Annotated in this window: 26 protein-coding genes and 3 tRNA genes; 21 read left to right on the forward strand and 8 right to left on the reverse strand. The window is 64.0% G+C overall.

Going from position 1 to position 24,194, the window contains the following annotated elements:
* Positions 1-5 precede the first annotated feature (5 nt).
* On the reverse strand, positions 6-509 hold the full coding sequence (locus ACUYMZ_RS03195) for a metallopeptidase family protein (RefSeq protein WP_426005573.1): 504 nt from the start codon (positions 507-509) through the stop codon (positions 6-8).
* Between the two features lie 117 nt (positions 510-626).
* On the opposite strand from ACUYMZ_RS03195, the gene ACUYMZ_RS03200 reads away from it, so the two are divergent.
* Together ACUYMZ_RS03200 and ACUYMZ_RS03205 are read left to right on the forward strand one after the other, a co-directional pair.
* A complete protein-coding gene (locus ACUYMZ_RS03200; RefSeq protein WP_481602077.1) occupies positions 627-1,691 on the forward strand; it encodes a LacI family DNA-binding transcriptional regulator in 1,065 nt (354 codons plus the stop codon).
* A complete protein-coding gene (locus ACUYMZ_RS03205) occupies positions 1,688-2,611 on the forward strand; it encodes a carbohydrate kinase family protein (protein ID WP_481602078.1) in 924 nt (307 codons plus the stop codon). The genes ACUYMZ_RS03200 and ACUYMZ_RS03205 overlap by 4 nt, the downstream gene beginning before the upstream one ends.
* A 9-nt stretch (positions 2,612-2,620) precedes the next feature.
* On the opposite strand, the gene ACUYMZ_RS03210 is transcribed toward ACUYMZ_RS03205, so the two are convergent.
* A complete protein-coding gene (locus ACUYMZ_RS03210; RefSeq protein WP_481602079.1) occupies positions 2,621-3,577 on the reverse strand; it encodes a DMT family transporter in 957 nt (318 codons plus the stop codon).
* A gap of 149 nt (positions 3,578-3,726) precedes the next feature.
* Between ACUYMZ_RS03210 and ACUYMZ_RS03215 the strand changes: the two genes are divergently transcribed.
* The 5 genes from ACUYMZ_RS03215 to ACUYMZ_RS03235 all read left to right on the forward strand — a co-directional run bounded on the left by ACUYMZ_RS03215 (position 3,727) and on the right by ACUYMZ_RS03235 (position 5,111).
* Positions 3,727-4,359, forward strand: coding sequence for a hypothetical protein (locus ACUYMZ_RS03215; protein ID WP_481602080.1), 633 nt, complete (start codon positions 3,727-3,729; stop codon positions 4,357-4,359).
* Positions 4,356-4,592: a helix-turn-helix domain-containing protein gene (locus ACUYMZ_RS03220; RefSeq protein ID WP_426007470.1), complete on the forward strand. Its 237-nt coding sequence runs from the start codon at positions 4,356-4,358 to the stop codon at positions 4,590-4,592. Before ACUYMZ_RS03215 ends, ACUYMZ_RS03220 begins: the two co-directional genes overlap by 4 nt.
* 164 nt (positions 4,593-4,756) lie before the next feature.
* Positions 4,757-4,829 (forward strand) — tRNA-Glu (locus ACUYMZ_RS03225).
* A gap of 84 nt (positions 4,830-4,913) precedes the next feature.
* Positions 4,914-4,987: transfer RNA gene (locus ACUYMZ_RS03230), tRNA-Asp, on the forward strand.
* A gap of 48 nt (positions 4,988-5,035) precedes the next feature.
* A tRNA-Phe gene (locus ACUYMZ_RS03235) sits at positions 5,036-5,111 on the forward strand.
* Between the two features lie 82 nt (positions 5,112-5,193).
* Here ACUYMZ_RS03235 and ACUYMZ_RS03240 read toward each other — a convergent pair.
* Positions 5,194-6,159 carry a tyrosine-type recombinase/integrase gene (locus ACUYMZ_RS03240; protein WP_481602081.1) on the reverse strand — a complete coding sequence of 322 codons (966 nt, stop codon included), beginning with the start codon at positions 6,157-6,159 and terminating at the stop codon, positions 5,194-5,196.
* 242 nt (positions 6,160-6,401) lie between these two features.
* Positions 6,402-6,599, reverse strand: coding sequence for a hypothetical protein (locus ACUYMZ_RS03245; RefSeq protein WP_481602082.1), 198 nt, complete (start codon positions 6,597-6,599; stop codon positions 6,402-6,404).
* A 161-nt stretch (positions 6,600-6,760) separates the two neighbouring features.
* On the opposite strand from ACUYMZ_RS03245, the gene ACUYMZ_RS03250 reads away from it, so the two are divergent.
* The gene (locus tag ACUYMZ_RS03250) at positions 6,761-6,967 is read left to right on the forward strand and encodes a hypothetical protein (protein WP_481602083.1); all 207 of its coding nucleotides are present in this window, start codon (positions 6,761-6,763) and stop codon (positions 6,965-6,967) included.
* Positions 6,968-7,373: 406 nt separating this feature from the next.
* On the opposite strand, the gene ACUYMZ_RS03255 is transcribed toward ACUYMZ_RS03250, so the two are convergent.
* Both ACUYMZ_RS03255 and ACUYMZ_RS03260 read right to left on the reverse strand, forming a co-directional pair.
* Positions 7,374-8,720 carry an SMODS domain-containing nucleotidyltransferase gene (locus ACUYMZ_RS03255; protein ID WP_481602084.1) on the reverse strand — a complete coding sequence of 449 codons (1,347 nt, stop codon included), beginning with the start codon at positions 8,718-8,720 and terminating at the stop codon, positions 7,374-7,376.
* A complete protein-coding gene (locus ACUYMZ_RS03260) occupies positions 8,717-9,724 on the reverse strand; it encodes a CBASS cGAMP-activated phospholipase (RefSeq protein ID WP_481602085.1) in 1,008 nt (335 codons plus the stop codon). Before ACUYMZ_RS03260 ends, ACUYMZ_RS03255 begins: the two co-directional genes overlap by 4 nt.
* Positions 9,725-9,871: 147 nt before the next feature.
* Here ACUYMZ_RS03260 and ACUYMZ_RS03265 point away from each other — a divergent pair, with 147 nt between their 5' ends.
* From ACUYMZ_RS03265 to ACUYMZ_RS03290, 6 genes are all read left to right on the forward strand, one after another.
* Positions 9,872-11,713 carry an N-6 DNA methylase gene (locus ACUYMZ_RS03265; protein ID WP_481602086.1) on the forward strand — a complete coding sequence of 614 codons (1,842 nt, stop codon included), beginning with the start codon at positions 9,872-9,874 and terminating at the stop codon, positions 11,711-11,713.
* 50 nt (positions 11,714-11,763) lie between these two features.
* Positions 11,764-12,921, forward strand: a complete 1,158-nt coding sequence (locus ACUYMZ_RS03270; protein WP_481602087.1) for a restriction endonuclease subunit S — start codon at positions 11,764-11,766, stop codon at positions 12,919-12,921.
* Positions 12,918-15,863 carry a type I restriction endonuclease subunit R gene (locus tag ACUYMZ_RS03275; RefSeq protein ID WP_481602088.1) on the forward strand — a complete coding sequence of 982 codons (2,946 nt, stop codon included), beginning with the start codon at positions 12,918-12,920 and terminating at the stop codon, positions 15,861-15,863. The genes ACUYMZ_RS03270 and ACUYMZ_RS03275 overlap by 4 nt, the downstream gene beginning before the upstream one ends.
* A complete protein-coding gene (locus ACUYMZ_RS03280; RefSeq protein ID WP_481602089.1) occupies positions 15,863-16,192 on the forward strand; it encodes a M48 metallopeptidase family protein in 330 nt (109 codons plus the stop codon). The genes ACUYMZ_RS03275 and ACUYMZ_RS03280 overlap by 1 nt, the downstream gene beginning before the upstream one ends.
* Before the next feature lie 86 nt (positions 16,193-16,278).
* Entirely contained in the window at positions 16,279-16,989 is a 711-nt protein-coding gene (locus ACUYMZ_RS03285; RefSeq protein ID WP_481602090.1) for a relaxase domain-containing protein, read from the forward strand.
* A gap of 81 nt (positions 16,990-17,070) precedes the next feature.
* Positions 17,071-17,469 (forward strand): AAA family ATPase, encoded by a 399-nt coding sequence (locus ACUYMZ_RS03290; protein ID WP_481602091.1) that lies wholly within the window; start codon positions 17,071-17,073, stop codon positions 17,467-17,469.
* An 889-nt stretch (positions 17,470-18,358) separates the two neighbouring features.
* On the opposite strand, the gene ACUYMZ_RS03295 is transcribed toward ACUYMZ_RS03290, so the two are convergent.
* Positions 18,359-18,991 (reverse strand): DUF6318 family protein, encoded by a 633-nt coding sequence (locus tag ACUYMZ_RS03295; RefSeq protein WP_481605801.1) that lies wholly within the window; start codon positions 18,989-18,991, stop codon positions 18,359-18,361.
* 188 nt (positions 18,992-19,179) lie between these two features.
* Here ACUYMZ_RS03295 and ACUYMZ_RS03300 point away from each other — a divergent pair, with 188 nt between their 5' ends.
* Genes ACUYMZ_RS03300 through ACUYMZ_RS03325 form a run of 6 tightly spaced genes read left to right on the forward strand, consistent with a single transcriptional unit; the run spans position 19,180 to position 22,105 of the window.
* Positions 19,180-19,596: an Asp23/Gls24 family envelope stress response protein gene (locus tag ACUYMZ_RS03300; protein ID WP_426007471.1), complete on the forward strand. Its 417-nt coding sequence runs from the start codon at positions 19,180-19,182 to the stop codon at positions 19,594-19,596.
* Positions 19,593-19,784 (forward strand): DUF2273 domain-containing protein, encoded by a 192-nt coding sequence (locus ACUYMZ_RS03305; RefSeq protein WP_426005584.1) that lies wholly within the window; start codon positions 19,593-19,595, stop codon positions 19,782-19,784. Before ACUYMZ_RS03300 ends, ACUYMZ_RS03305 begins: the two co-directional genes overlap by 4 nt.
* Positions 19,781-20,161: a hypothetical protein gene (locus ACUYMZ_RS03310; protein ID WP_442423290.1), complete on the forward strand. Its 381-nt coding sequence runs from the start codon at positions 19,781-19,783 to the stop codon at positions 20,159-20,161. Before ACUYMZ_RS03305 ends, ACUYMZ_RS03310 begins: the two co-directional genes overlap by 4 nt.
* A complete protein-coding gene (locus tag ACUYMZ_RS03315) occupies positions 20,158-20,811 on the forward strand; it encodes a DUF6286 domain-containing protein (protein ID WP_426005588.1) in 654 nt (217 codons plus the stop codon). The genes ACUYMZ_RS03310 and ACUYMZ_RS03315 overlap by 4 nt, the downstream gene beginning before the upstream one ends.
* Entirely contained in the window at positions 20,808-21,419 is a 612-nt protein-coding gene (locus ACUYMZ_RS03320; protein ID WP_426005590.1) for a hypothetical protein, read from the forward strand. Before ACUYMZ_RS03315 ends, ACUYMZ_RS03320 begins: the two co-directional genes overlap by 4 nt.
* The gene (locus ACUYMZ_RS03325; protein ID WP_442423291.1) at positions 21,419-22,105 is read left to right on the forward strand and encodes a DNA alkylation repair protein; all 687 of its coding nucleotides are present in this window, start codon (positions 21,419-21,421) and stop codon (positions 22,103-22,105) included. The genes ACUYMZ_RS03320 and ACUYMZ_RS03325 overlap by 1 nt, the downstream gene beginning before the upstream one ends.
* A gap of 5 nt (positions 22,106-22,110) precedes the next feature.
* On the opposite strand, the gene ACUYMZ_RS03330 is transcribed toward ACUYMZ_RS03325, so the two are convergent.
* Complete coding sequence (locus tag ACUYMZ_RS03330; protein WP_426005593.1) at positions 22,111-22,515, reverse strand: helix-turn-helix domain-containing protein; 405 nt, start codon at positions 22,513-22,515, stop codon at positions 22,111-22,113.
* A 273-nt stretch (positions 22,516-22,788) separates the two neighbouring features.
* Between ACUYMZ_RS03330 and ACUYMZ_RS03335 the strand changes: the two genes are divergently transcribed.
* The gene (locus ACUYMZ_RS03335; protein ID WP_426005594.1) at positions 22,789-24,135 is read left to right on the forward strand and encodes an ABC transporter substrate-binding protein; all 1,347 of its coding nucleotides are present in this window, start codon (positions 22,789-22,791) and stop codon (positions 24,133-24,135) included.
* Positions 24,136-24,194: the final 59 nt, after the last annotated feature.

The raw sequence follows: 24,194 nt of genomic DNA on the forward strand, positions 1-24,194 counted from the left end.
CAAGGCTAGCCCCAGCCCAGCTCGTGCAGGCGGTCGTCGTCGATTCCAAAGTGGTGGGCGATCTCATGGACCACGGTGATGGCGACTTCGTCGATCACTTCCTGCCGGGACGTGCAGATATCGAGGATCGGCTGGCGGAAAATGGTGATGCGGTCCGGCAGGGATCCTGCGTCCCACCACGAGTCCCGCTCGGTCAAGGGCACGCCTTCGTAGAGTCCCAGGAGGACAGTGTCGGGGTCCTCGCCCGGTTGCGGGGTGTAGTCGTCTTCGATGAAGATCGCCACGTTGTCCATGGCACTGGCAGCTTTGGGCGGAATGAGCTGGAGCGCATCGCTCACGGCTTCCTCGAACTCCTCCGGAGACATCTCGAAGGGTGCCCCTGCAGGCTGGCCCACTTCTTCCACGGGGCTGTGGACGGCGTTTCGCTCGGAGATCGGCCCGGCGAGGGGTGATGAGGGGCGCTCACCGTCAGGAACAATCGGCAGGCCGGGAGGAAGGTTCGCGGGCATAATCCGACTTTAGTCCGCTGGCGGGGCGTTGACGCTGGTTGTGATGGGAGATACAGTTTTCCGGGTTTGGTTATTCGTATAACTGCCTCTTTCATTCCGCTCACAGACAGGTCCCGCATGACGCGCCCCGGTACCCGGCACGGCCCCACGATGCACGATGTCGCTGCCGCTGCGGGCGTCTCGCAGGCCACGGTCTCCCTGGTGCTCAATGATGCCGGCGGCGGAAGGTTTTCCGAGGACACCCGTCAGCGGGTTCACGATGCCGCCCGCCATTTGGGGTACCGCACCAACGCCCACGCCAAGGTGCTGCGGGACGGCGTGGCCGGCATGATCGGCTTCGTGGGCGACCATGTGGCCACGGCTCCGTTCGCCGGCAAGATCATCGAAGGCGCGCAGGCCAGGGCATGGGAGGCCGGCATGCTGCTGCTCACCGTCAACACCGGGGGAGACCAGCGACTGGAGGAAGCGTCCCTGGAGGCCATGCTGTCCCACAAGGTGGCCGGGGTGGTTTATGCGTCCATGTATCACCAGGTGGTGGACGTCCCCGACGTCCTGGGTGAGGTTCCCGCCGTCGTGCTTAATGCCCGGGACAGAAGCCGCACCTTTCCCAGCATCGCGCCGTCGGAAGAGCTGGGCGGCTACACCGCCACCAGGCGGCTCATCGACGCAGGCCACCGGCGGATCGGCTTTATCAATATAGGTGACGTCGAGGAGGGGCTGCCGGCCGTCGTCGGGCGTCTTGAAGGGTACCGGCGCGCCCTGGCTGAGGCGGGCGTGGATTACGACGACGACCTCCACCGCCCGGGCGACGGCCACGAAGACGGGGGGTACCGGAACACCCTCGCGCTCATGACGGGCCCGAAACCTCCCACAGCGCTATTTTGTGGCAACGACAGGACCGCGTGGGGCGCCTACCAGGCGCTGGCTTCGCTGGGGCTGTCCGTTCCCGACGATGTGTCCGTGGTCGGCTTCGACAACCAGGAGTCCCTGGCGCCGTATCTCCGGCCGGGCCTGACCACCCTGAAGCTTCCCTTTGTGGACATGGGGCGGCGCGCCGTGGAGCTGATCCTCGCCGGCAACGCTGCCCCGGGCCACACTGAATTGTTCGAATGTCCTTTGGTTGAACGGCACTCCGTGGCCCATCTCCAGCACCTCCCCACCCAACGAACAGGAACCGCATGACCGCCACTGCCAACACCGCGCCTGAGCCCCTCGACGTCGTCGTGGTGGGTGAAGCCCTTATCGACATCGTGCAGTCTCCCGACGGCCAGACCGAGTACCCCGGCGGTTCGCCGGCCAACGTCGCCTACGGCCTGGGCCGGCTGGACGTCAAGACGGGGCTCCTGACCGCGATCGGCCGCGACGAGCGGGGCGATGCGATCGCCGCGCACCTGCAGAGCGCCGGCGTGGTGCTGCTGCCGGGATCCAAATCCCTGGGCAAAACAGCGACGGCGACGGCCAGTATCGCTGCGGACGGGTCCGCTGAATATACGTTCGAGATTGACTGGGCGCTTGCCCCGCTGACGCTGCCATACGCTCCTCGGATCCTGCACACGGGCTCGATCGCGACTTTCCTGCAGCCTGGTGCGTCGGTGGTCCGCAGCCTGTTGGAACAAGCTCAGGGCGGCTGCATGGTCACCTACGATCCCAACATCCGCACGGACCTGCTGGGCAGCCACCACGAGGCGCTGGCGCTGTTTGAAGAACTCGTGCCGCTCACCGACGTGGTCAAGATGAGCGACGACGACGCACGCTGGCTCTACCCGGGGAAGGACCTGGAAGACACTGCGAACCACCTGCTGTCGCTCGGGACCGGGCTGGCAGTGGTGACGCAGGGATCCAGGGGTTCCCTGATGGCCGCCCCGCGCATGCAGCTCAACGTTCCTGCAATTCCGTCTTCCGTGGCTGACACCATTGGCGCCGGCGATTCCTATATGTCGGCCCTCATCATGGGTCTGCTGCTGCGCGGCAGCGACGGGCTGGCACCCACCGTGCTTGAACGGATCGGCACCACTGCGTCCATGGCCGCATCCATCACGGTGGGCCGGCCCGGAGCAAATCCGCCAACGCACCGTGAACTCCTGGCCGGTATGGCCCGCTAGTTCACCGGTTCAGTATGATGTGCGCGGCCGGGGGTTGCGCCGCGTCAGTGCAACCCCTCCCAGGCACACCGCGCCGCCGACCAAGCCCCAGATGCTGGGGATTTCCTGCAGCACGGCCCACGAAATCAGGATCGTGGTTCCGGGAACCAGGTAGGTGGTAGCGGCCAGCTTCCCTGCCGAAATCAGGGACAGCGCATAAGCCCATGTAGTGAAGGCGATGGCTGTGGGAAAGATGCCCAAGTACACCATCCCCAGCGTCGCCGGCATGGGAGCCGCTTGGACCTCGCTGATGAGTTGTCCGGTCCACGGCAGGCAGCAGAGCGTGCCGACCATGATGCCGAACCAGGTCGCCTGCCCCGCGGTGAACTTCCGCAGTACCGGCTTCTGCAGGATCGCGCTCACCGAGGCGAGCACGGCGGCAAGCAAGCACAGCAGGACCCCGGTGACATCCGCCGTCGAGCGTTGGCCCGAGCCCAAGGCGATCATCGCCACTCCGCCGAAGGCCACCGCGCTGCCGATCAGCAGCCACCGCGGAAAGCCTTCCTTCAGGATTACGCCGGCCAGAACGGCGATCAGGATCGGCGAGACATTGATGAGCATGGCGCTCGTTCCTGCGTCGAGCAGGTGTTCTGCGGCGTTCAGGGCAACGTTGTAGCCGGCGAACCACATCACGCCGTAGGCGGCGATCGGCAACCACTCGCGTCCGCGCGGCCACACCTTCAGGGTCGGCAGCACCACAATTCCAAGAACGACGGCGGCAACCGCCAAACGTCCGAGCGTCAGGGAACCGGGGGAGAAACTTGGGCCGACGGCGCGGATACCCACGAACGCAGAGGCCCAGAGAACCACGGTGATGGCCACAGCTGCGATGCCGGCCTTGCTGATGGGGGCTCCTGGCGCTGGGGTGGTGCGCTGCCGGATGCCGGGTGACGGCTGGCCTGGTTCGGCCGGGGTGGTGGTTGTCATAGGGCAAATCTAGCCCGGTCCTGAGGTTCGCGGCTGGCGGATTTCGGACGCGTCCCCACAAGAAACTGCCAATGTTTGACGCCCGCAGGCTGCTGCCGTAGCTTATCGATTAACGGTAATAACGAATATCGATAAATTGGGGGTTAATCATGGGCTTGCGAAGAAACGTCAGCGACTCTTTGGCTCGCGTCAAAGTGGTCTCGAGGGCTGATTCGGTGGTCCTGATGGTGATCGCTTTCGCTGTGGCCTTGGTGACCACGGGTTTCACGGTGGTCTCGATCATCGGAAACTCCGGCGAGGTTGTGCTGAGGCTGCCGGTGGATCCAGCGCTGCAGGAAATACGCGATCTGGGATTCGGGGCCGCGGGGCGGACGTCCCAAGTTGAAGTCAGCGTGCCAAGGCTCCCGGAAAATGAGGCAGCTCTGCTGGGCTGGTCTGCCGTGTTCAATCAGTTGGCGATCCTGGCGGTGGCGTCTCTGCTGGTCCTGCTGGCCCACAGGCTGGCGAATGCGGTTCTTTTCGCCCGCGGTACCGCGGTGGTGTTGGGAACTGCCGGAGGGGTTCTGGCGATTGCCGGGAGCGCTGGCCAAATCATGGACTCAACGGCCCGCAACCGGCTCGCTGAATACGTCGGCCTGGCTCCGGCAACCCCGGGCGAGACCCTGCTGTATGTGTCGGGTTTTAATCCCACACCCCTTGTGGCCGGGATTGCCCTGCTGCTGTTCGCCGGGGTTTTCCAGTTTGGGCGGCGGTTGCAGCGCGATGTGGAGGGCCTGGTCTGATGCCGGCCGAGGAAGACCTTGCCATCCACTGCAAGCTGGATGAGCTGCTGGAGCAGCGGGGGATGACCCTGACCGAGCTCAGCCGACGGGTTGGGGTGAGCCTGGTGAATCTGTCCGTCCTGAAGAATGACCGCGCCAGGGCGATCCGCTTCTCTACGCTGTCAGCCATTTGCGGGGTCCTCGAGTGTCAGGTAGGGGACCTGTTCGAGTACGTTCCCGGTGGCGTCGGGTAGTCGCCGGGGAGTGATTCGCGAGTGCGTGTCGGAGGTCACACGGCCCTCGATTTTGGAATCCGGGTATCTATGCTCTAAAGTTTTAGAGTCCAGTTCGGACGAGCGAGAGCGGAAAAGAACGCATAAAGCGTTGTGTTCTGCTGCGAAATCCGAATTGAGTTCAGGCCCCCATCGTCTAGCGGCCTAGGACACCGCCCTTTCACGGCGGCGGCACGGGTTCGAATCCCGTTGGGGGTACGCAAGGCAAGTGGTAAATCGGACCGAAAAAGTCTGGTAAGCTGGAAGCCTTGAAAAAAACGCGGTAGAGATACCGCAAAGCAAGGCCCTGTAGCGCAGTTGGTTAGCGCGCCGCCCTGTCACGGCGGAGGTCGCGGGTTCAAGTCCCGTCAGGGTCGCTCTGAGCGCCGGAAGCAATTCCGGTTCTCAAGGTGACGTGTCACCTAGGCTCTGTAGCTCAGTTGGTAGAGCGTTCGACTGAAAATCGAAAGGTCACCGGATCGACGCCGGTCGGAGCCACCACTGGGAAGCATCAGTTCTTCGGAACTGGTGCTTTTCTTGTTTCAGCGGGTCATTCCGCGAGGCCGCCGGTGAGGCTGTGCCATTACAGGTTCGCTGGGTTCGGCGTTGTGCCAGTTCTGGGTCTTCGTGGGCACCTGGTCGGCTCTCTTGCCGTGTTCTCGTCTGCTCGCTTGAGCGCGTCGGTCAGTGCCGCACCGCCTCGGAGCGCGACGCCTTCGCGTGCGCGTGAGTAGAGCTCGGTGATCTGCAGGCTCGAGCGGCCGAAGGTCGCCTGGACATCCGGCAAGGTGTCACCGGCGTCGAACAGGATCGTCGCGAATGTGTGCCGCAGATCGTGGTTGCGCAGGTTGGGTCTACCGATCGCCTCGCGCAGCTCCTCCCAGTTCACCGCACGACGCGCATTGTGATTCGTGAGCCGCCCGCCGTCGGGTCCGTCGAAGAGCAGGTCACTCCCCTGCTTGCCTCGTGCCGCAGCTTCGGCGTACGGACTCAACGCATCGATCAGCGGGACATCACTTGGCTTGTGGCTCTTGAGCGATTGCTCGATCAGCTCGCCGCGCATGCCAAGACTCAGTGATCGGCTGACGCGGATGACACCGCTCACGAAGTCGACGTCGCCGACGCGCAGCTCGGTCGCCTCCCCGGCGCGCATGCCCGTGTAGACGAGGGCGGCGAAGTAGCGGCGGTAGATGCCGTCGGGAATGAGGTTGAGCAGCGTGGCGATCTGCGCGAGCGTGAGCGCCCGCGACACTGGCGAGATCGACTCGAGCATGCCCGGCCGCTTCACCTCGCGGGCAGGGTTGTAGTCGATGAACCGCGAGAAGCGAGCGCCGTCGAGGAGGCGCGAGAGCATGGCGAGGGTGTCGTTCTTGGCGGATGACACACCAGACCAGGCGACCATCGCCGACTTGATCATGGGCGAGGTGATCTCGTCGAGCCGGCGCCGTCCCAGGCTCGGCTTCACGCGAAGCCGCCCGGCCACGCCGTAGCTGCGGGCCGTCGCCGGCGAATGGGCGACTCGATCGCGGGCCAGTACTTGTCGTACCACCGGTCGAGCGTCATCGAGCCGTTCGGGTTGCGACCCGCGATCATCTTCGCGAGCTCGCGTTTCGCCTCGGCGAGGGTGAGGAAGGTTCGGGAGCGCTCGGCGGAGCCGCCCTCCGACGCTCGGGCCAACGACGCGAATCTGGTAGCGCTGGCAATCGGCGCGCCAGCTGATACCCTCGGGCAGCGGCCGGCCCGTGCGTGGATCAACGCGCGACGGTGTGTCCTTCGTCGGCCGCCCGGCCATCAGTGTTCCGTACCACCCCGCGCGAGCAGCTCGTCGATCGTGTCGGCGCTCCAGAGCAGGTGCTTGCCCATTCGGGCGTCGGGCTCGGGGATGATCCCGTCGTGGCGGAGCTTGTCGTAGCTCGAGACCGGGATGCGGCACCGCTCGGCCGCCTCGACTCTGCTCAGGTACTCGACCCTCCACGTGGTGTCGACCATGACGCTCCCCCTCGACTCATCGCCGCCGGGCTGGCATCTCGTGCATGCCGACCTTTGCGCCTGCAGCGCCAGGTCTTCGCCGTGCCTGAGGAAATCCGCATCACCGGCGTGATCTACCTCCCCCTGGCGTCCAGGCGACCCGATCACAAGCCGGCTCCAGCGTGAGCTCTCGACCGCCCGCATCGAGGCCGCGATCAACAAGCGCCTCTTCGCTGAAGCGGACGGAGACGATCACCGGCGGCAAGATCGTGCTGCCGTCGGGTCGAAAGGTCAGCGAGCGCGACCTGCTCAAGCCCTTTGGCGACCCGAAGAAGGTGCCGGACTTCTACGAGTTGGTCGCGCTGCAGCACGGCCGGCTCACGCAGTAAGGTGCTGCGAACCCGAGCGCGACGGTGGCGGAAATCAACGGCGTCTCCCTCTCGACCGCGCAGGGATGGATCACGAAGGCCCGCGACCGCGGCTTGCTTCCCCCGAGACGACGGGGCCGCGCTGGGTAACTCCACCACGGAGTCGGCGGCGCGCGCATTCGGTGGTTCCTCCGAACGAGCTGCAGAGTAACTGGCGCGCGGACACTCGCAGATTTGCCACCTCCGGGCGGGGGTGCACTGCTGCAGTTGCGCGCCTCTACGGACATCGCCACAAGGCGAGGTCGACGAACGCGATGGCTCGCACTCCGACGTGGGTACGGTCGAGGTCGACCGACGGCGGCTCAGGACCCGTCATCCGAACGACAGCCGATTGGCTGGAGCGGCATGAGGGTCTCTGTCTAGGCCGCTACTTGATGCGGACCTCCTGCCGGTTGATCGCGACGCAGGTGCCGTCCTTCACGACATACACCTCTACGTAGTGGCGTCCGCGGTAGGAGGTCGGCTCCGTCCGAGTCAGCGTCCCGTTGTCCTTCACGACTTGCCCTCGGATGCAATCGGCGCGGATCGCTTCCTCGCCGGTGTTGCGCACCTTCCAGTAGACCTCAACCGACCCCGGCACGTTGTGCCGCACGCTGAACTTAATGTCTGACTTCACGGGCACCACGTTCCCGTACCGGCTGAGCTCGTAATCCCGAAAGCCGCGCCGCTTCGCAACGCGACCAGTCAGGTTCACGCGATAGCGTGCATCGAGCCGGATCGGGATGCCCCAGCGGTCACTGATCGTCTCGTCTGTGTTGCGGACACCCTCGACACCGAGGTGCGCTTCGGATGCCTTCTTGACGGTCGTGTCGTAGGTGCCGAACTTGTTGCCGAAGAGTCGACGCCACTTGACCTTGGACTCCTCCGGATCCTCTTCCAGATACGCCTCATCGATCCAGCCGCGGTATACGTGAATCTTGGTGCGGAAGTTGGCGTACTGGTCCTGATCCCAGCGGTGGTTGTAGTTCTCGGTCGGCTCGCTCGGGTCGTCGATGCTCGGCATGAGTTCGTTGTCCTGCAGGTAATCGTCGAGCGCACCGACGATGCTTCTCAGTGCGGTCGGTACATCGGAGTACTGCGAGTCGTCGCCCCATGCAGCGGCGTCGCTGACACTGTTGCCGAGCAGGATGGACAGGATGACGGACTTGCAGCTGAACGTGTCCTTGAAATCGCGGAGGTACTTCACGAGACGGATGACCTTAACGAGACGGCCGCTCGCGAGACGGTTCTGCTCGTCGAGCCACTTGTTGTAACCCTCGGGGTTCGTCAGCTCGAACTGGTTCTCGAGCCGGTTGGTGATGTAGTGGGCGTTGTGCCGTTCCATGTACGGCACCAGGTCGATGTGGAACTCGTTGGCGTAGTCGATCCGGATGCAGCGGTCATGCCGGCTGACCATGTTCCGGTACGTCGAGCTGTCACGGAAGACCGTGTACAGCCCCTGGACGTAGTCCTCGGCCTCCCAGTCGTCTACCTCGTCCACCTCGAGCAGGAGGTCGGCGTCGAACTCGTCGTTGGCGCGCACCGGATTGATAATCGTGCGGTGGGCGTAGCTGCCCTGTGGAAGGATGTCGATGAAGTTCGTCGCGAAGGCACCGTCGCCCGCCTGGACGAAGTTCGTGATGGCCGTGACGCGTTCGTCGAGCTGCTTGATGCGGCCGTCGCCGAGGTTGACCTTGTTGACGAGGAACGCGTCAAAGTGCTTGATCAACTTCATCGTGCCACCGCCTCCTTCTCGAGAGCCCGAACCGGTACAAACGGCGCTGCGCTCGCCGAGAAGAATCGCGCGCGTAGAAACGGCAGCTGTGTGCGTGCCTGGTCAGCACCAAGCGCGCGGAGCTCCGGGATTCCTTCCACGCCGTCCAGCCGGTACTGCCCTTCGTCAACGACGGGAGAGACGCGCACGACGTGGTCGTGACCAAGCAACAGCATGGCCGATCCGATCGAAGAGGATGATTGTCCCGACATGAAGACCTTCACGATGCGCTTCGCCCAGTAGTTGGCGAGCCCATGACGGCGATCTCGACTTGCCTGGAAGTTGGCGGGCGCCTCCGTGCAGCCGACACCGAGGAGCTCGACATCCCCCTTATTCCACCCGAGGAGTCCGATCGCCTCCACTGCCGCCGTCCCCATCGGGTTGTTGGCCCAGGTGCCGCCGTCCACCAGTGGAACCCCGTTGGTAAGGCGATGCGTCGGGAAGTAGGTCGGTGCGGCAGCCGTCGCCATCGCCACGTCGACGGCCGGAAGGTCGACGGCCGGAAGCTTATAGTCGCGTTCGAACCGCTCGTGATGGGCGGTCTTGAAGACGTTGACCTCGCCTGTCGAGAGGTTGAGAGCCGGGATGACCAACCGCGTGGTGCTCTCGCCGACTCGCCGATCACCGAATACTTCAGTCAGCGCTGCCTTCAGCGGTGCGGGGTCGTACTTGGCCGTGACGAGCTGGCGAAGCGGTCCGAGGCGCTTGCTGCCCTTGAATATCGTCGGCCCCTTCTCTTCGTAGAAATGGAGGATGTCCGACGCGGGGATGCCGAGACCGAGTGCGAGTGTGATGATGCCACCGGTCGACGTACCGACGATGAGGTCGAAGTACGAAGCCAGTGGCTGGTCGAGTTCGCTCTCCAGATCGGCGAGGAAGGCCGCGGGAAACACACCCTTGATGCCTCCGCCGTCGATCGTGAGAACGCGTCGAGGCATCCCCGTGCAGTCATGCTCCGTACTCATTCGTCTCCCTTCTGGGTGCCCGCGGGACCAAGGTCCGCGAGGGCTACCGACATGCGCGCTCTCCGAGGTTGCACCGCGTGGACCGACAACCTCATTGGCTACGCTTCATGATTGCACTTGCTATATCACTGTGCAAATATAGCAGACATGACAGAATTAGCACCTGTTCCTCTACTACTCCAGACGATCCGCGCCGCACTCGACCTGACCCAGGCCGAACTAGCCGAGCGCCTCGGCATGTCATTTGCCACGGTCAACAGGTGGGAGGGCGGAGCCAACAAGCCGCAGCGGGCCCAACTGGCCAAGATCACTGCGCTGGCCGAAGAGGCCGGCGTCGACGTCGGCGACGCCCCGGTCACCAGCGGCGCGGTTGTTGCCCGTCGTCGCGGCCGTCAGGCCAAGTCGGCGACGCCGACCACCAAGCCGATGGAGCAGATGCTCTGGGACGCGGCGTGCTCGATTCGTGGCGAGAAGGACGCGCCGAAGTTCAAGGACTACCTGCTCCCGTTGTTGTTCCTGAAGCGCCTATCCGATGTCTTCGACGACGAGATCGACCGCCTCGCCGAGGAGTACGGCGACCGCGAGGTAGCCGTCGAGATCGCCGACAACGACCATAGTCTCCTCCGCTTCTACCTCCCGCCCGAGTCTCGATGGGCAGTCATCAGTGGCCGCGCCCAGTACGACTGGCCGAACGACGAGCGCGGTCGCACGACCCGCCCCCGCGACATCGGAGAGCACTTGACCAAGGCGGTGCGTGCGGTCGTCCGCTACAACCCGACGCTGGCAGGCGTCATCGACGTCGTCGACTTCGCGGCCGAGCGCAACAGCGAGCGAGACATCAACCCCGCCAAGCTCAACGGTGTCGTCGAGACCTTCTCGGATCCCCGCTACCGACTTGGCCTCGCCGATGTCCAACCGGACTTCCTCGGTCGTGCCTACGAGTACCTCCTCCGCAAATTCGCCGAGGGGTCCGGCCAGAGCGCGGGCGAGTTCTTCACGCCGACCGAGGTCGGCTTCCTTATGGCCCGGATCTTGCGCCCGAAACCCGGCCAGACCTGCCATGACTACGCCTGCGGATCGGCCGGGCTCCTCATCAAGCTCCAGCTCGTCGCAAACGAGCTCGATCCGACTGCGAAGGTGCCGCTGAAGCTCTACGGGCAGGAACTCCAAGCCGAGAGCTATGCGGTCGCGCGGATGAACGCAATCATCCACGACATGGACGTCGACCTCCGACGGGGCGACACCATGATCAATCCGAAGTTCCGTACGCCCTCAGGCTCACTCGACCAGTTCAACCTCGTTGTCGCCAATCCGATGTGGAACCAGCCCTTTGGCGCGAGCATCTTCGAGGACGACCCCTACGACCGTTTCATCAAGAATGGCGGTGCGACTTCGGGTAAAGGTGACTGGGCCTGGCTGCAGCACACCCTTTCGGTCCTCAAGGACGGAGGGCGTGCCGCAGTAGTTCTCGACACCGGCGCTGTCACTCGCGGCTCCGGCTCGAAGAACGAGGACAAGGAACGCAACATTCGCAAGTGGTTCGTCGACCAGGACCTCATTGAGGGTGTCATCCTCATGCCGGACAACCTCTTCTACAACACCACCGCCGCGGGCGTGATCGTGGTGCTCAACAAGCGCAAGCCCGAGTCCAAGAAGGGCAAGATCACGCTCGTCAATGCCAGCAAGCGCTTCACGAAAGGCAGGCCCAAGAACCACCTCGCTGACGAGGATGTCGCAGACCTCGCTCAACTCTTCAACGCCGGCGAGGCGGTGGCGGGCGAGGTCGCCGTCATCGACCTCCTGCAGGCCGCGGACGCGGACTACAACCTCAGCCCGAGCAAATGGGCAGTCAAAGCGGATGCGGCGAATCATGCTGGCCTTCCGAAACTCCTGGCGCGGCTCGACGAGTTGACGACCGAGGATGCCAATCTCACCACGGAGTTGCTGAAGCTTATGAGACCGCTCGCCGTGACAGGTGTCGAGCGATGAGAGCTGGGTGGAAGACGGCAACAGTTGGCGAGTCCATCGCGACGGTGTCTGTGACCGGGAAGGCCAAGGTTCAGACAAAGGACTACAAGGACGAAGGCGCATATCCCGTCGTGGACCAAGGGCAGGCGCTGATCGCGGGATGGACGGATTTGCTTGACGCGGTCGTCGACGATCCGCTGCCACTGATCGTGTTCGGCGATCACAGCCGAACCTTCAAGTACCTCGACCGGCCTTTCGCTCGAGGTGCTGACGGCACCCAGCTGCTGCGCCCGACTGACCTGATTGACCCCTTGTTCTTCTTCTACGCCTGCCGCGCGATCGACCTGCCCTCTCGAGGCTACAACCGACACTTCACCATTCTCAAGGAGAAGGAGATCGCTTACCCAACGGACATGGCGGTCCAGCGATCGATTGCAGCCCTCCTCCGGCGGGTCGAGCGCGCGGTCGTCCTGCAGGAGGAACTGGTTGCTCTGCTGGAGCAAGTGAAGGCTGCGACGATGCAGCGTGTATTCGCATGGGGGCTGCGGGGGGAAGCGCAGAAGGAGACCGAGATCGGTCCGTTTCCCAGGAGTTGGGAGTTGGCCACCATCGCCAAGCACTTCTCGGTTGTCTCCGGTGGCACGCCATCGCGTGGCAACGATGCGTACTGGGTGGGTGGCACCATTCCGTGGGTAAAGACGACCGAGGTTAAGTACGCCGTCATCACCGGGACGGAGGAACACATCACGCAGGCGGGCCTTGTTGAATCTGCCGCAAAGTTGCTCCCGCCGGGCACGTTGCTGATGGCCATGTACGGACAGGGCGTGACGCGCGGCAAGGTCGGGATTCTGGGTATCGAGGCATCTTGCAACCAGGCCTGCGCGGCGATGATCCCAGTGGATGACGGCGTCCTTCCTCGCTACTTGTATCACTACTTGACATCGCGGTACGAAGCGATCCGGTCGCTCGCCCACGGTGGACAACAGCAGAACCTCAACCTCGACATCGTGCGCAAGATCGAAGTGCCGGTGCCGTCCACTACCGACGAGCAGCGGGAGATCATCGACGTGCTGGACGCACTCGAGCGCAAAATCGACCTGCATCGTCGAAAGGGTGAGGTACTCGACCAGCTGTTCAAGTCGCTGTTGCACAAGCTTATGACGAGCGAGATATCCGTCGACGACCTCGATCTGAGTGCGCTGCCGACGCCCGAAGGGAGCGCCGCATGAGCCAGATCAAGATCTCTGAGGGCAAGTCGGTACAGTTCCCGATGGTGAAGCACGCATGGGCAGTCGGATGGGAGCAACTTACTCCCGAGGAAGCCGAAGGGATGCGGCGCGGCCGGGCGAACATGCTGTTCTCCGAGGTGTTGGAGGACAAGCTCCAGGAGTTCAACCCGTGGCTGACCGAGGATCAGGCACGCGCAATCGTCGAGAGCATTGAGGCGCTCCCGGCGACGATCGAGGGCAACCGCGAGGTGCTCCGATGGTTGCGTGGCGAGCGCCAGTGGAACGACGAGAACGAGCAGCGACGGCGACCTGTGCAGGTCGTCGACTACACCTTCCCGGACCAGAACGCGCTGCAAGTCACCTGGGAGTGGAAGATCGAACCGCCGGCACGCGCCAAGGGCAACCGCGCTGACGTAATGTTCGTCGTCAACGGCATCCCGGTGACCGTCGTCGAACACAAGAACCCGAAGGATCGTGACGCTCTGACGAAGGCGGTCACCCAGCTTCGGCGCTACGAGAAGGAGACGCCCGAGCTCCTCACCCAGGCGCAGCTCCACAACGAGACCCACCTGATCGACTACTGGTACGGCGTCACCTGGAACGTCAATCGCCGCATGCTCTTCAAATGGAAGCACACGAGTGATGAGTCCTACCGCGACGCGGTTCAGGCGTTTTTCGAGCCGCATGAGTTCCTGCGCACGTTGCGGGAGTGGGTGCTCTTCTACGTCGAGGACGGCGAGACCCGGAAGTCCGTTCTCCGCGAGCACCAGCGAGGAGCTGTCGATGCCGTTGTCGATCGCTGCGCCGACTCGACGAAAAGCCGTGGGCTGATTTGGCACACCCAGGGCTCCGGCAAGACCTTTACCTTGCTGACCGCAGCCCAGTTGATCCTGAGCCAGAAGGACCGATTCAAGAACGCGACCGTCATACTTGTCGTCGACCGTACTGAGCTAGAAGGCCAGCTGAAGGAGTGGGTCGACAGGTTCCTCGGCGAGATGCAATCCAACGACGTCCCGGTCCGACGGGCCAACAGCAGGGACGACCTGCAGGACATCTTTGACTCAGACTTTCGCGGGCTCGTGGTGTCGATGATCCACAAATTCGAGACGATCAGGAAGGACAGCTCTGACCGGGACAACATCTTCGTGTTCATCGACGAAGCTCATCGCTCCGTCGCTGCCGACCTTGGCTCCTACCTGATGGCCGCCGTGCCGAACTCCACCATCATCGGCTTCACCGGAACCCCAGTCGGGGGCAAGCAGGGCGGGGGGTCGGGATCGTTCCAAATCTTCGGCGGCCAGGACGAGAAGGGCTACCTGCACAAGTACTCGATTATCGAGTCCATCGACGACGAAACCACGCTGCCGATCAAGTACATGCTTGCTCCATCGACCATGTCGATGGCGCCCGAGGATCTCGACGAACAGTTCTACGCGCTCGCCAATGACGAGGACGTCACCGACATCGAGGAGCTCAACAAGGTACTCCAGCGCGCGGTCGGGCTACGTACCTTCCTTGGGGCGGACAGCCGCGTGAAGCAGGTGGCCGAGTTCGTCGTCAACCACTTCCGAGAGAACGTCAACCCGTTGGGGTATAAGGCCTTCCTCGTTGCCGTCGACCGCGAGACGTGCGCCAAGTACAAGCGAGCGCTCGATGAGCTGCTGCCCCCCGAGTGGTCCGAGGTCGTTTACAGCAAGAACGCCAACGACGTCGTCGAGCGACCAGACGTCCACGAACTCCAACTCTCGGACGACCGCGAGAAAGAGGTGCGCCGCCAGTTCAAGAAGGCAGACCAGCAGCCCAAGATCCTCATCGTGACCGACAAGCTCCTGACCGGCTACGACGCACCCGTGCTGTACGCGATGTACCTCGACAAGCCGATGCGCGACCACGTGCTCCTCCAGGCGCTTGCGCGCGTGAATCGTCCCTACGTCGATAGCGACGGTGTACAGAAGAAGGTCGGACTTGTCGTCGACTTCGTTGGCATCCTCAAAGAACTGCACAAGGCCTTACGCTTCAACTCGGCCGATGTCGAGGGCGCGTTGGAAGACCTCGACGTCCTGATGGCCGACCTCCTCGCGAAGATCGACGCGGCCTCGACCGAGTACCTTCAGGTCGAGAGCGGCCTGGGCGCGGATGAGCAGCTGGAGAGCCTCGTCTACGGCAAGTTCCTCACCGAGCAAGCGCGCAAGGAGTTCTTCGACGCCTACCGCGACATCGAGTCGCTGTGGGAGATCCTCTCGCCGTCAGCAGAGCTGCGTGACCACATCGCGACGTATAAGCGACTCTCTGTGCTCTACGCCGCTGTGCGCAACGCCTATTCGGACGCCGGTGGCTTCACCGCCGACCTGGAGCACAAGACGAAGCGGCTGATCGGGGAGAGCGCGACGCAGGAGGGCCTCGGGCGCTTCACCAAGGTCGCTACTTTCGACGTCGACACCTTGGAGGCGCTGGGGAAGGACGACGGCCCGCCGGAGGAAAAGGTCTACAACCTCCTGCGCGGCCTGCGGAAGGAAATGGAGGACAACCCCGCAGCTGCTGTCGTTCTCCAAAGCATCAGGGACAAGGCAGACCGCGTCATTGAGAACCTCGAAGAACGCAGGGTCACCGGCCTCGCAGCTCTCGACGAACTCAAGGCCATTGCTGAGGAGAAGGATCGGCTGCGTGAGTTCGCGAAGCAGGCTGGTCTGTCTGATCGAGCCTTTGGCGTCTACGCGGCGCTGAGCGCAGAGCCGGCATTGGGCGGGCTCAAGATAGACATCCAGCACATCGCGACGACCATCGAGATCGAGGTCGACCAGTTCCCGCACTGGAAGCAGAACCCGGACGAGCGCCGCCGACTCCGTAGTGGCCTCTACAAGCCGCTGCTAGACAACAAGGTTCCGGCGAAGGCGTGCAACGAGATCATCGAGAACGTCATGAACGTGCTGGAGAAGGTCTGATGGCCCGGCCCAAGATGATTCTTACGGCTGACCAGGTGCTCACCCGCAAGACGATGGCCTGGGCGACGAAGATCCGCGTCAACCCCACTCAGATCGTGATCACAGAGCTGGAGACCAAGTGGGGTTCGTGCGCGCCCGATGGTGTCATCACCTTGGCTGGAGACCTTGTCGACATGCCTGAGGACTTCCAGGATTACGTCGTCGTCCATGAGCTCCTTCACCTGCGGTACCGCTCCCACGGCAAGGCGTTTACAGCGATGATGACCGCGCTTGTCCCTACCTGGCGTGATCTCGAGCCGTCGACCACGGTAAGAGAGCGGCGTCAGTGAGCGCACCATTGGATCGGCGAGGGCGCACTCACCCCCGACCAGTACGCTCAGCGGGTCGACTAGGTCAACCGCTCACCGGCGAGTCGATGGGCACGCCCCTGCACGCCGGTGCTCGCCACGGATCCCCTCGGTTCGCCGAGATGGTCGTGAACGCGCCAAAGTCGCTGTCGATCGCCGCAACGCTACACCCCGAGGTGTCCGGCGCCCTCGACGCGGCGCAGCGCGACGCGGTCGCCGAGATCCGGGTCTGGCTCGGTCAGCACTCGGTCACGCGTGTCGGCCCGCGCGGTGCGCAGCGGGTCGTACCGGTGGAGCATCTCGAGACGGTCGCGGTCTCGCACAAGACCTCGCGGGCCGGAGACCCGCACCGGCACATCCACTTTCAGATCGGCACGCGCGTGTGGGCGGATGCCGCGAGGCGAGGTCTCGACACGGCGGCGCTGTTCCGGCAGCAAGGCGCTATCCGCGCGCTCGGCACCGCGGTGATCGCCCCGCATCCGCAACTGCGGCCGCGCGATGCGCATGGCCTCACGCTCGATCCGGTAACGGCCGAGGTCACCGGGCTGCAGCCATTCAACGCGGCGATGAGCAAGCGTGCCGGGCAGGTTGCGCGCGACCTAGCACGCTTCGAGAAGGCCTGGCGTGCGGAGCACCCAGACCAAAGAACCCGGACCTGCCGCGATGTCGCGACTGACCGCGATGGCGTGGGATCACGAGCGGCCGCACAAGAAGCCGACCCGGCTCGGCAGCGAGGATGCGTGGCGACGCGAGCTCAAGGCATCCGGCTATCGACCTGATCTTGAGCGCGTGCCGACGCAAAGGGCCGTCGCGCTCGATGAGCTGAGCGTGCAGGATGTCGCGTCCCGCGCGCTCGATCGATGCGCGTCCGCCGCGTCGACGTGGACGGTGCACGACCTCCAGGAGCACGTGTCGCACCTCGTCACCGAGGCCGGCGTGCGGGCCAATCCGACACGACTGCGCGAGTTCGTCAGGCTCACCACGACCCCGAAACGGACGCCCCATACTTCGGCCCTGCGGCATCCGCTCTACTGCGCCGCGGCGAACGAATCGTCGTCGACGAGGCTGGCATGCGCGGTCAGGACAAGGCGCTCGCTCTGCTTACTGTTGCCGAAGAGGCGGGCGCCACCCTCGCTCTGGTCGGCGACTGTGCTCAGCTCGCCGCCGTCGGTCGAGGTGACTCGCTCGACATGGCCGCGCAACTGCTCCCCCGCTTGCATCGCATGACGGTCGTGCACCGATTCATCGACCCGGACTAGGCAGCGCTGACCGTGCAGATGAGGCGCGGAAATCATCCGGAGGTGTTCTTCGATCGGCTGTACGCGCTCGGGCTCGTTGCGATTCATAGGAGCCTGGATGCGTAGGTCGAGGCGCTCGCGCGCGAGTGGCGCGATGACCGTTGCGATGAACGACGAGGCGCGAGCAGAATGCGCGGATTCGTGAGAAGCGGGCGCGCTCCGGCGAGGTTGATGACAGAGGCACTGTGGTCGGGAGAGATGGGCTGAGCATTGGGCGCGGGGATGTGATTCAGACGCTGCGAAACGACTCCGACTTGCGGGTGGCGAACCGGCAGGTGAGGGTCGTTCAGAGCGTGGGCGACTATAGTGCGGTGTGGGCGACGGAGCGGGCCACTGGTCGTCGGCCGCGATCCGTGCCGTTGCCTGCCGAGTACGTGGCCGAGCACACCCATCTCGCGTACGCTTCAGCGGCCCACGGGGTTCAGGCATGACGGTCGACGAGTCACATACGGTGCTCGGCGATTCAATGGATGCGGCAGGTGTGTACGTGGGAATTACGCGGGCGAGAGCCTCGAATCGGGCTCACCTCGTCGCGCCGGATGTGGATGAAGCGCGCGAGCAGTTCGTCGCCGCGATGGGTCGGGATCGCGCGGATCGCGGGCTCGCGCGGGCCACCATGACCGCGCGTGAATCGGTGCGGGGACTCACAGGTGGCACCAAACCCACGAGAGCGCCAGAATCGCGCCTGAGCCGATGAGAAAGGGCGAGTCCGTGAGTCTTGAATCGCCCTAAAAGCGGAAGCCTGAGAGCCGAACAAGCAGGAGTCTGTCCCGAGAACAGGAGCGTTCTCACCGCTCCCTAAGCGTTGCTTCCACGGCGTCGAGTAGCCGGCGTATGGCCTGCGGAGATCTCAATCCCGGCGAGCATCTCCTGCGGGTGCCCGGTGAGGCACTGGTTCACGCGGTCGGCTTCGCCCAACTCGTGCCGGCAGTTCGTGCACTGCGCCCGCCCCCGGTCCACGTCCCGCTGTGAGGCATTTTAGCGGTCGCGCGGCGCCGCGTTGGTGACGACCCATACGCACGCGAATCCCGGTTCGAATCCCGTAGGTGCCACGTAGACATGCCTCCGAAGACCCGCACGAGCACGGAATGCCAATTGTGCGACGGCGCCCAGCTTGAGGCCCAGCCGCTTGCATCACGGGAACCGGGACGTTTTGGGCCTTCCCCTGCGCATCCGCCGGCTTATACGCACCGGTGGCTGCAACAGTGGGCGGACCACTGCTTTCCGAAGGACCCGCCGAGCCGCCTGGGGCGGGTGCCGCCGTCGTCGTGGGGTTGGCGAATGGTGAGCCACCGCTCGAACAGCCGGCCAGAAGCAGCGCTGCCGCCACAGCAGCGGCGACAGGCAGGCGAAAGGTCGGTAGGAAAGTACGGCGTGGCATGACAGGCTCCCCAGCGGCTGTTTGGCGTATTGTCGGCCAGTCTAGGCAGGGGAGGATGGAGGTTCCGACCCCGTGCAGCACGGTTGTGGATAACCTCGTCATGTGCAGGAAGAGTCCCGGCCCGGGCTGCAGGCATTGGCGCTGCAAGTACTGGTCGCCGCGCAACTCCTTCTCTCCCAAAGCGTCTGACCTAGACGTTAGGGTGGTAGTCAAGAGAAGGGGAGTGCTCCGTGTCAGAACAGAACGTGCCACACCACAACGTGCCGGATCCGACTGTGCAGATAGAACCCATGCCCGGGGACGAAGTCCCTGGCACCGGGCGCACCATCATCTCGGAAACCGCGGTAGCCAAAGTTGCCGGCATTGCGGCCCGCACGGTCCCCGGCGTGTACTCCCTGGGATCCGGACCTTCACGGGCGCTTGGCGCGATCCGGGATGCCGTGGGCAGCTCGGACCACGCAGCCGGGGTACGGGCGGAGGTAGGCGAAACGCAGGTGGCCGTGGACATCAACCTCGTCGCCCTCTACGGCTACCCCCTGCACGGCGTAGCCAACCAGGTCCGTGCCGCCGTTTATCGGGCGGTGGAGGAACTTGTGGGGCTCCAGGTCATTGAAGTCAACGTGGAAATCAACGATGTTTACGTGACACCGCCCGCCAAACCTGCCGGGGCGAAAACAGTGGTGGTCGAAAAGGAGGCACTCCAGTGAGCATGACTGTGGTGGGTATTGCGATCGGCGCCTTCGTGGCCTTCATGTCCCTTCAGTTCGGTCTTTGGGGCTTCCTCGTGGCGTTGCTGTTCATGGGCATCGGCGCCCTCCTTGGACGCGCGGCCGACGGCAAGCTGGACCTGCGCAGCGTCCTGGACGCGCTTACGGGCCGGCGCTCGTCGTCATGAGTGTGGCTGAGGCTGTGGAACCCACCACCAGCCTGGCCGGCCACAACCGGATCAGTACCCAGGCTTTGACATCGCTGGCCCAGGCTGCCGCCGCCGAGGCCCTCGGCGTTGCCCAGGGTGATATCCGTGCAGATTGGACGGACGACGACGGCCTGCTGGCTCTATCGATCGTCGCACCGATCCGGATCCCCGCCTTGGGCGACGTCCTCCGGAACCCGCAGCGCGTCCGGGGCATGGGCGGCTCCATCTGGGACCGTGCCGTGGCAGCGAAAGCCATGGTGCTCGAAACCGTGACCAGGCTGAGCGGTTCCCAACTAAGCCGCGTGGATATCCGGATCAGCGGCGCGCATGTCTCGGAGGGAGGCCGGGTCCAATGACCCAGGAATATGTCGTCTCGGGGCCTGCGGATCCCGCCCCCGGGCATCTTCCGGGAGCCAGCCCTGTTGCCGGTGAGGACGCCGCCATGAGCCGGATCCTGAGCAGGGAGACCCACTCATCGCGTGCCGGTGCTGCCGGTATCGCGGCAGTGCTGGTCATCATCGTGTGCGTCTATGCGCTGCTTGAATCGGTGGTCCGAGCTATCGGGCAACCGCCCTGGCTCGTCGACCCCGGCACCGCTGCAGAAAGGATCATCGCCCTGCCTGCGGGAATTTCTCCGCTGCTGCTCGGGGCCAGCGGTGCAGTGATCGCCATGGTGGGACTGTTTTTCCTCCTCCAGGCGGTGCTCCCGGGCAAACGGGCGCGCCACTTGCTGCGTGACGCACGCACCGCCGTCGTGGTTGATGACGAGGTCCTGGCCTCCGCCCTGGCCCGTCGTGCGCGTACTGCCGCGAACGTGACCCAGGAGCAGGTCATGGTGGTGGTGTCGCAGCAGCAAGTGATCGTGAACGTACGGCCAACGTCAGGCATCAGGGTCAGCCGCGAAGCGATCCTCACCGCGGTCCAGGCTGAACTTGAGGAAATGTCTCCCGTTCCCATGCCCACGGTGCGGGTTAACCTGGCGACGTCGGGGGTGATCGGTGCATGAATGAGACCCCCAGGGCCCTCAACCGGGTGCTCCTGTTCATTATCGGTGTGAAAATGCTGGCCGTAGGGCTGTTGCTGGTGCTGCTGGCGACCGTCCCGGCGGTCGCGGACTGGTGGCACGGGTGGTCTGGATCCGTCTGGGCCGGCGCCGAAGATGCGTTCCGGGCCACGCGCTTTCCCGGCCGCCAGGAGAGCTGGCTCTGGATAGTCGCAGGCGCGGTCCTGTTGTTGGTCATCGTGGCCATGGTGGCGTGGCTGGCGCAACAGGGCAAGGGCCGGGCAAACCTGCTGGTGTCCAGCGACGACGACAGCCATGTTGACGGTGAAGTCCAGATCGGCGGCGGCGTTGCCGAGCAGGCCCTTCGTGCAGCGCTGGCGGACAGGCCGGACCTCGCCGGAGCCTCGGTGGCAACCTATGAGGTCAAGGGCCAGCCGTGCCTGCGGGTCCGTATCCATCCGAGGCAAGGAGTGGCCCCGCACCTTCTTGCCGCAGAAGTGTCCCGTTTGGTGGAGGCGCTGGACCTGGTCATCGGCAAGAAGACCCCTGTCCTGGTCCACATGGCAACCGGCGCCCGTGCGCGTTTCACCAAGGCTGAAAGGGTCCGCTGATGTCAGGAACAACTGCTCTCGGAGAATCCACCCTCCATCAGGTGATGTCCGAACTCGCCGCTCTGGAGGATCCCCGCGCCCGGGAAGTCAACGAAAAACACGGCGACGATCACGGTGTAAACCTGGGTAAGTTGCGGGCTGTGGCCAAGCGCCTGAAAACCCAGCAGGAACTGGCACGCGAGCTCTGGGCCACCGATGACACCGCCGCGAAACTGCTCGCGCTGCTGATCTGCAGGCCCAAAGCCTTTACTCGGGAAGAGTTGGACGGCATGCTGCGGGAATCCCGTACACCCAAGGTTCATGACTGGCTGGTCAATTACGTGGTCAAGAAGAGTGCCCACGCAGAGGCGCTGCGCGAAGCGTGGTTCGCTGACCCGGACCCGGTGATTGCCAGCGCAGGCTGGGCGCTGACGTCGGAGCGCGTAGTCAAAAGCCCTGAAGGCCTGGATCTCGGCGGGCTGCTGGACACGATCGAGGCGGGCATGAAGGAGGCCCCGGAACGTCTTCAGTGGGCCATGAACCATTGCCTGGCCCAGATCGGGATCGAGCACCCGGACTTCCGTGCCCGTGCCCTGAGCATCGGCGAACGGCTGGAAGTGCTCAAGGACTACCCCACGCCGCCCAATTGCACCTCGCCGTTCGCGCCCATCTGGATCAATGAGATGGTGCGCCGGAAGCAATCCTGAGGAACTTAGCCCCGATTGCGGTGCATCATCCGGTAGGTCAGCTCAGCAAGGAGCTCCTCATCCGAGAGGTGTGACGCCCGGGCGATCGGGGCGGCCGGGGCTGTAACCCGTGGACCGGGCAGTTGCCGGGAGTCTTCGGTGGTCCGCATGTCGTCCGGCGTGATCTGGTCGGGGGCGAAGCTTGATTTTCCCTTAAGGACTTCTGAAACCGAGCCCGCCCGCCACCCCAGGGCATGCTCCAATTTCCGCTGGTTGATTTCCTGCGTCCGACGAGTGCCCGACTCCAGCGTCCGGACGGTCTTGATGGCGGTCCCGGCCTGCTTGGCCAGCTGCACCTGGCTGAGCCCCTGGGCCAGGCGTTCTTCCTTGATCAGCCGGCCAATAGTCTGGAGTGCTTCTAGTTCATCCACAGTTCCCACTGTTCCATAGGCAATACTAGGCAACCAAATCCGGTGTTCTTCCGGATGATGCCAGGGGGGTGCCGGGCCGGATGCCCGGACCTTGCCAGGGGGCGCACTGATTCCCCTGAACGCGGCCCCGCCATCGCGATGGAAAGGTTACTTGGTATCAGTGTGGTTACGGTCGGTGTAAGCGCTTGCATGTCATAGTGCTTGATCGCTAGTGTGAGGGCCACCACATCAGTTGCGCCACGATTTTCTTGTACTCAGCGAGGAGTCTTCAGCATGAAAAAATCCAAGTACCTGCTCCCGGTCGCTACGGCCGGTGTTCTGGCACTTACCCTCTCCGCCTGTAGCGGCGACAGCGGCGGCGGAGGAAACACGGCCGGATCGGACGATTGCTCGGCCTACGAAAGCTACGGTAAGCACGACGGCAAGACCGTCTCCGTCTACTCCACGATCGTGGACATCGAGGCAACCAACCTCGAAGAATCCTGGAAGCAGTTCGAGGACTGCACCGGAATCACCATCAAGTACGAGGGCAGCAAGGAATTCGAAACCCAGATCGGCGTCCGCGCCCAGTCCGGCACCGCGCCTGATGTGGCGATCTTCCCGCAGCCCGGACTTCTTGCTACCCAGGCCCGCGCAGGCTACTTGAAGGCGGCTCCCCAGACGGTCTCCGACCTCGTGGACAAGAACTGGTCTCCGGACTGGAAGAAGTACGGCACCGTGGACGGCACGTTCTACGCCGCGCCCATGCTGGCGAACGTCAAGGGCTTCGTCTGGTACGCCCCGAAGACCTTCAAGGACAAGGGCTGGGAAGTCCCCAAGACATGGGACGAAATGATCGAGCTCTCCAAGAAGATTGCCGCGGACGATCCCAACATGAAGCCGTGGTGTGCCGGATTCGAATCCGGTGAAGCCACGGGCTGGCCGGGCACCGACTGGATCGAGGACGTCGTCCTGCGCGCCCACGGCCCGGAGGTCTACGACCAGTGGATCACCCACCAGATTCCGTTCAATGACCCCAAGATCGTGGACTCCTTCAACAAGGCCGGTGATATCCTCCTCAACCCGGAGATGGTCAACGGTGGCTTCGGTGACGTCCGCTCGATCCTGAGCACGGGCTTCGCACAGGCCGGCCAGCCGGTCCTGGACGGCACGTGCGCCATGCACCACCAGGCCAACTTCCAGGCTGCCAACTGGCCCGCGGGAACCAACGTTGCCGAGGACGGCGACGTCTGGGCCTTCATGACGCCCCCGATCGACGAGAGCAAGGGCAAGGCTGTCACGGGTGGTGGCGAAATGGTGGGTGCCTACAAGGACACTCCTGAGGTTCAGTCGTTCCTTGCCTACCTGGCCAGCGCCGACTTCGCCAACAACCGCGTCAAGCTCGGTGGTGTTGTCAGCGCCAACAAGGGACTCGACCCCAACAACGCCCAGTCCGACCTGGACAAGCTGACCGTCCAGATCCTCCAGGACCCCGAGACCGTCTTCCGCTTTGATGGTTCGGACCTCATGCCGAGCGCCGTGGGATCCAACTCCTTCTGGAAGGGCATCGTGCAGTGGATCAACGGCACGTCCTCCCAGGATGTGGCCAACAGCATCGAGTCCAGCTGGCCCAAGAGCTGACTCACCGAGTACTGCCTCCCTTGCTGGCCCTGCCCAGCCGGGGAGGCAGTGCTTTTCCC

Source organism: Arthrobacter sp. T572, assembly GCF_056780115.1.

Coding starts and splice junctions, on each gene's coding strand:
- ACUYMZ_RS03195 (WP_426005573.1), bottom strand. CDS start 509: ATGCCCGCGAACCTTCCTCCCGGCCTGCCGATTGTTCCTGACGGTGAG.
- ACUYMZ_RS03200 (WP_481602077.1), top strand. CDS start 627: ATGACGCGCCCCGGTACCCGGCACGGCCCCACGATGCACGATGTCGCT.
- ACUYMZ_RS03205 (WP_481602078.1), top strand. CDS start 1,688: ATGACCGCCACTGCCAACACCGCGCCTGAGCCCCTCGACGTCGTCGTG.
- ACUYMZ_RS03210 (WP_481602079.1), bottom strand. CDS start 3,577: ATGACAACCACCACCCCGGCCGAACCAGGCCAGCCGTCACCCGGCATC.
- ACUYMZ_RS03215 (WP_481602080.1), top strand. CDS start 3,727: ATGGGCTTGCGAAGAAACGTCAGCGACTCTTTGGCTCGCGTCAAAGTG.
- ACUYMZ_RS03245 (WP_481602082.1), bottom strand. CDS start 6,599: ATGGTCGACACCACGTGGAGGGTCGAGTACCTGAGCAGAGTCGAGGCG.
- ACUYMZ_RS03255 (WP_481602084.1), bottom strand. CDS start 8,720: ATGAAGTTGATCAAGCACTTTGACGCGTTCCTCGTCAACAAGGTCAAC.
- ACUYMZ_RS03260 (WP_481602085.1), bottom strand. CDS start 9,724: ATGAGTACGGAGCATGACTGCACGGGGATGCCTCGACGCGTTCTCACG.
- ACUYMZ_RS03265 (WP_481602086.1), top strand. CDS start 9,872: ATGACAGAATTAGCACCTGTTCCTCTACTACTCCAGACGATCCGCGCC.
- ACUYMZ_RS03275 (WP_481602088.1), top strand. CDS start 12,918: ATGAGCCAGATCAAGATCTCTGAGGGCAAGTCGGTACAGTTCCCGATG.
- ACUYMZ_RS03280 (WP_481602089.1), top strand. CDS start 15,863: ATGGCCCGGCCCAAGATGATTCTTACGGCTGACCAGGTGCTCACCCGC.
- ACUYMZ_RS03285 (WP_481602090.1), top strand. CDS start 16,279: ATGGGCACGCCCCTGCACGCCGGTGCTCGCCACGGATCCCCTCGGTTC.
- ACUYMZ_RS03290 (WP_481602091.1), top strand. CDS start 17,071: ATGCGCGTCCGCCGCGTCGACGTGGACGGTGCACGACCTCCAGGAGCA.
- ACUYMZ_RS03295 (WP_481605801.1), bottom strand. CDS start 18,991: ATGACGAGGTTATCCACAACCGTGCTGCACGGGGTCGGAACCTCCATC.
- ACUYMZ_RS03300 (WP_426007471.1), top strand. CDS start 19,180: ATGCCCGGGGACGAAGTCCCTGGCACCGGGCGCACCATCATCTCGGAA.
- ACUYMZ_RS03310 (WP_442423290.1), top strand. CDS start 19,781: ATGAGTGTGGCTGAGGCTGTGGAACCCACCACCAGCCTGGCCGGCCAC.
- ACUYMZ_RS03315 (WP_426005588.1), top strand. CDS start 20,158: ATGACCCAGGAATATGTCGTCTCGGGGCCTGCGGATCCCGCCCCCGGG.
- ACUYMZ_RS03320 (WP_426005590.1), top strand. CDS start 20,808: ATGAATGAGACCCCCAGGGCCCTCAACCGGGTGCTCCTGTTCATTATC.
- ACUYMZ_RS03325 (WP_442423291.1), top strand. CDS start 21,419: ATGTCAGGAACAACTGCTCTCGGAGAATCCACCCTCCATCAGGTGATG.
- ACUYMZ_RS03335 (WP_426005594.1), top strand. CDS start 22,789: ATGAAAAAATCCAAGTACCTGCTCCCGGTCGCTACGGCCGGTGTTCTG.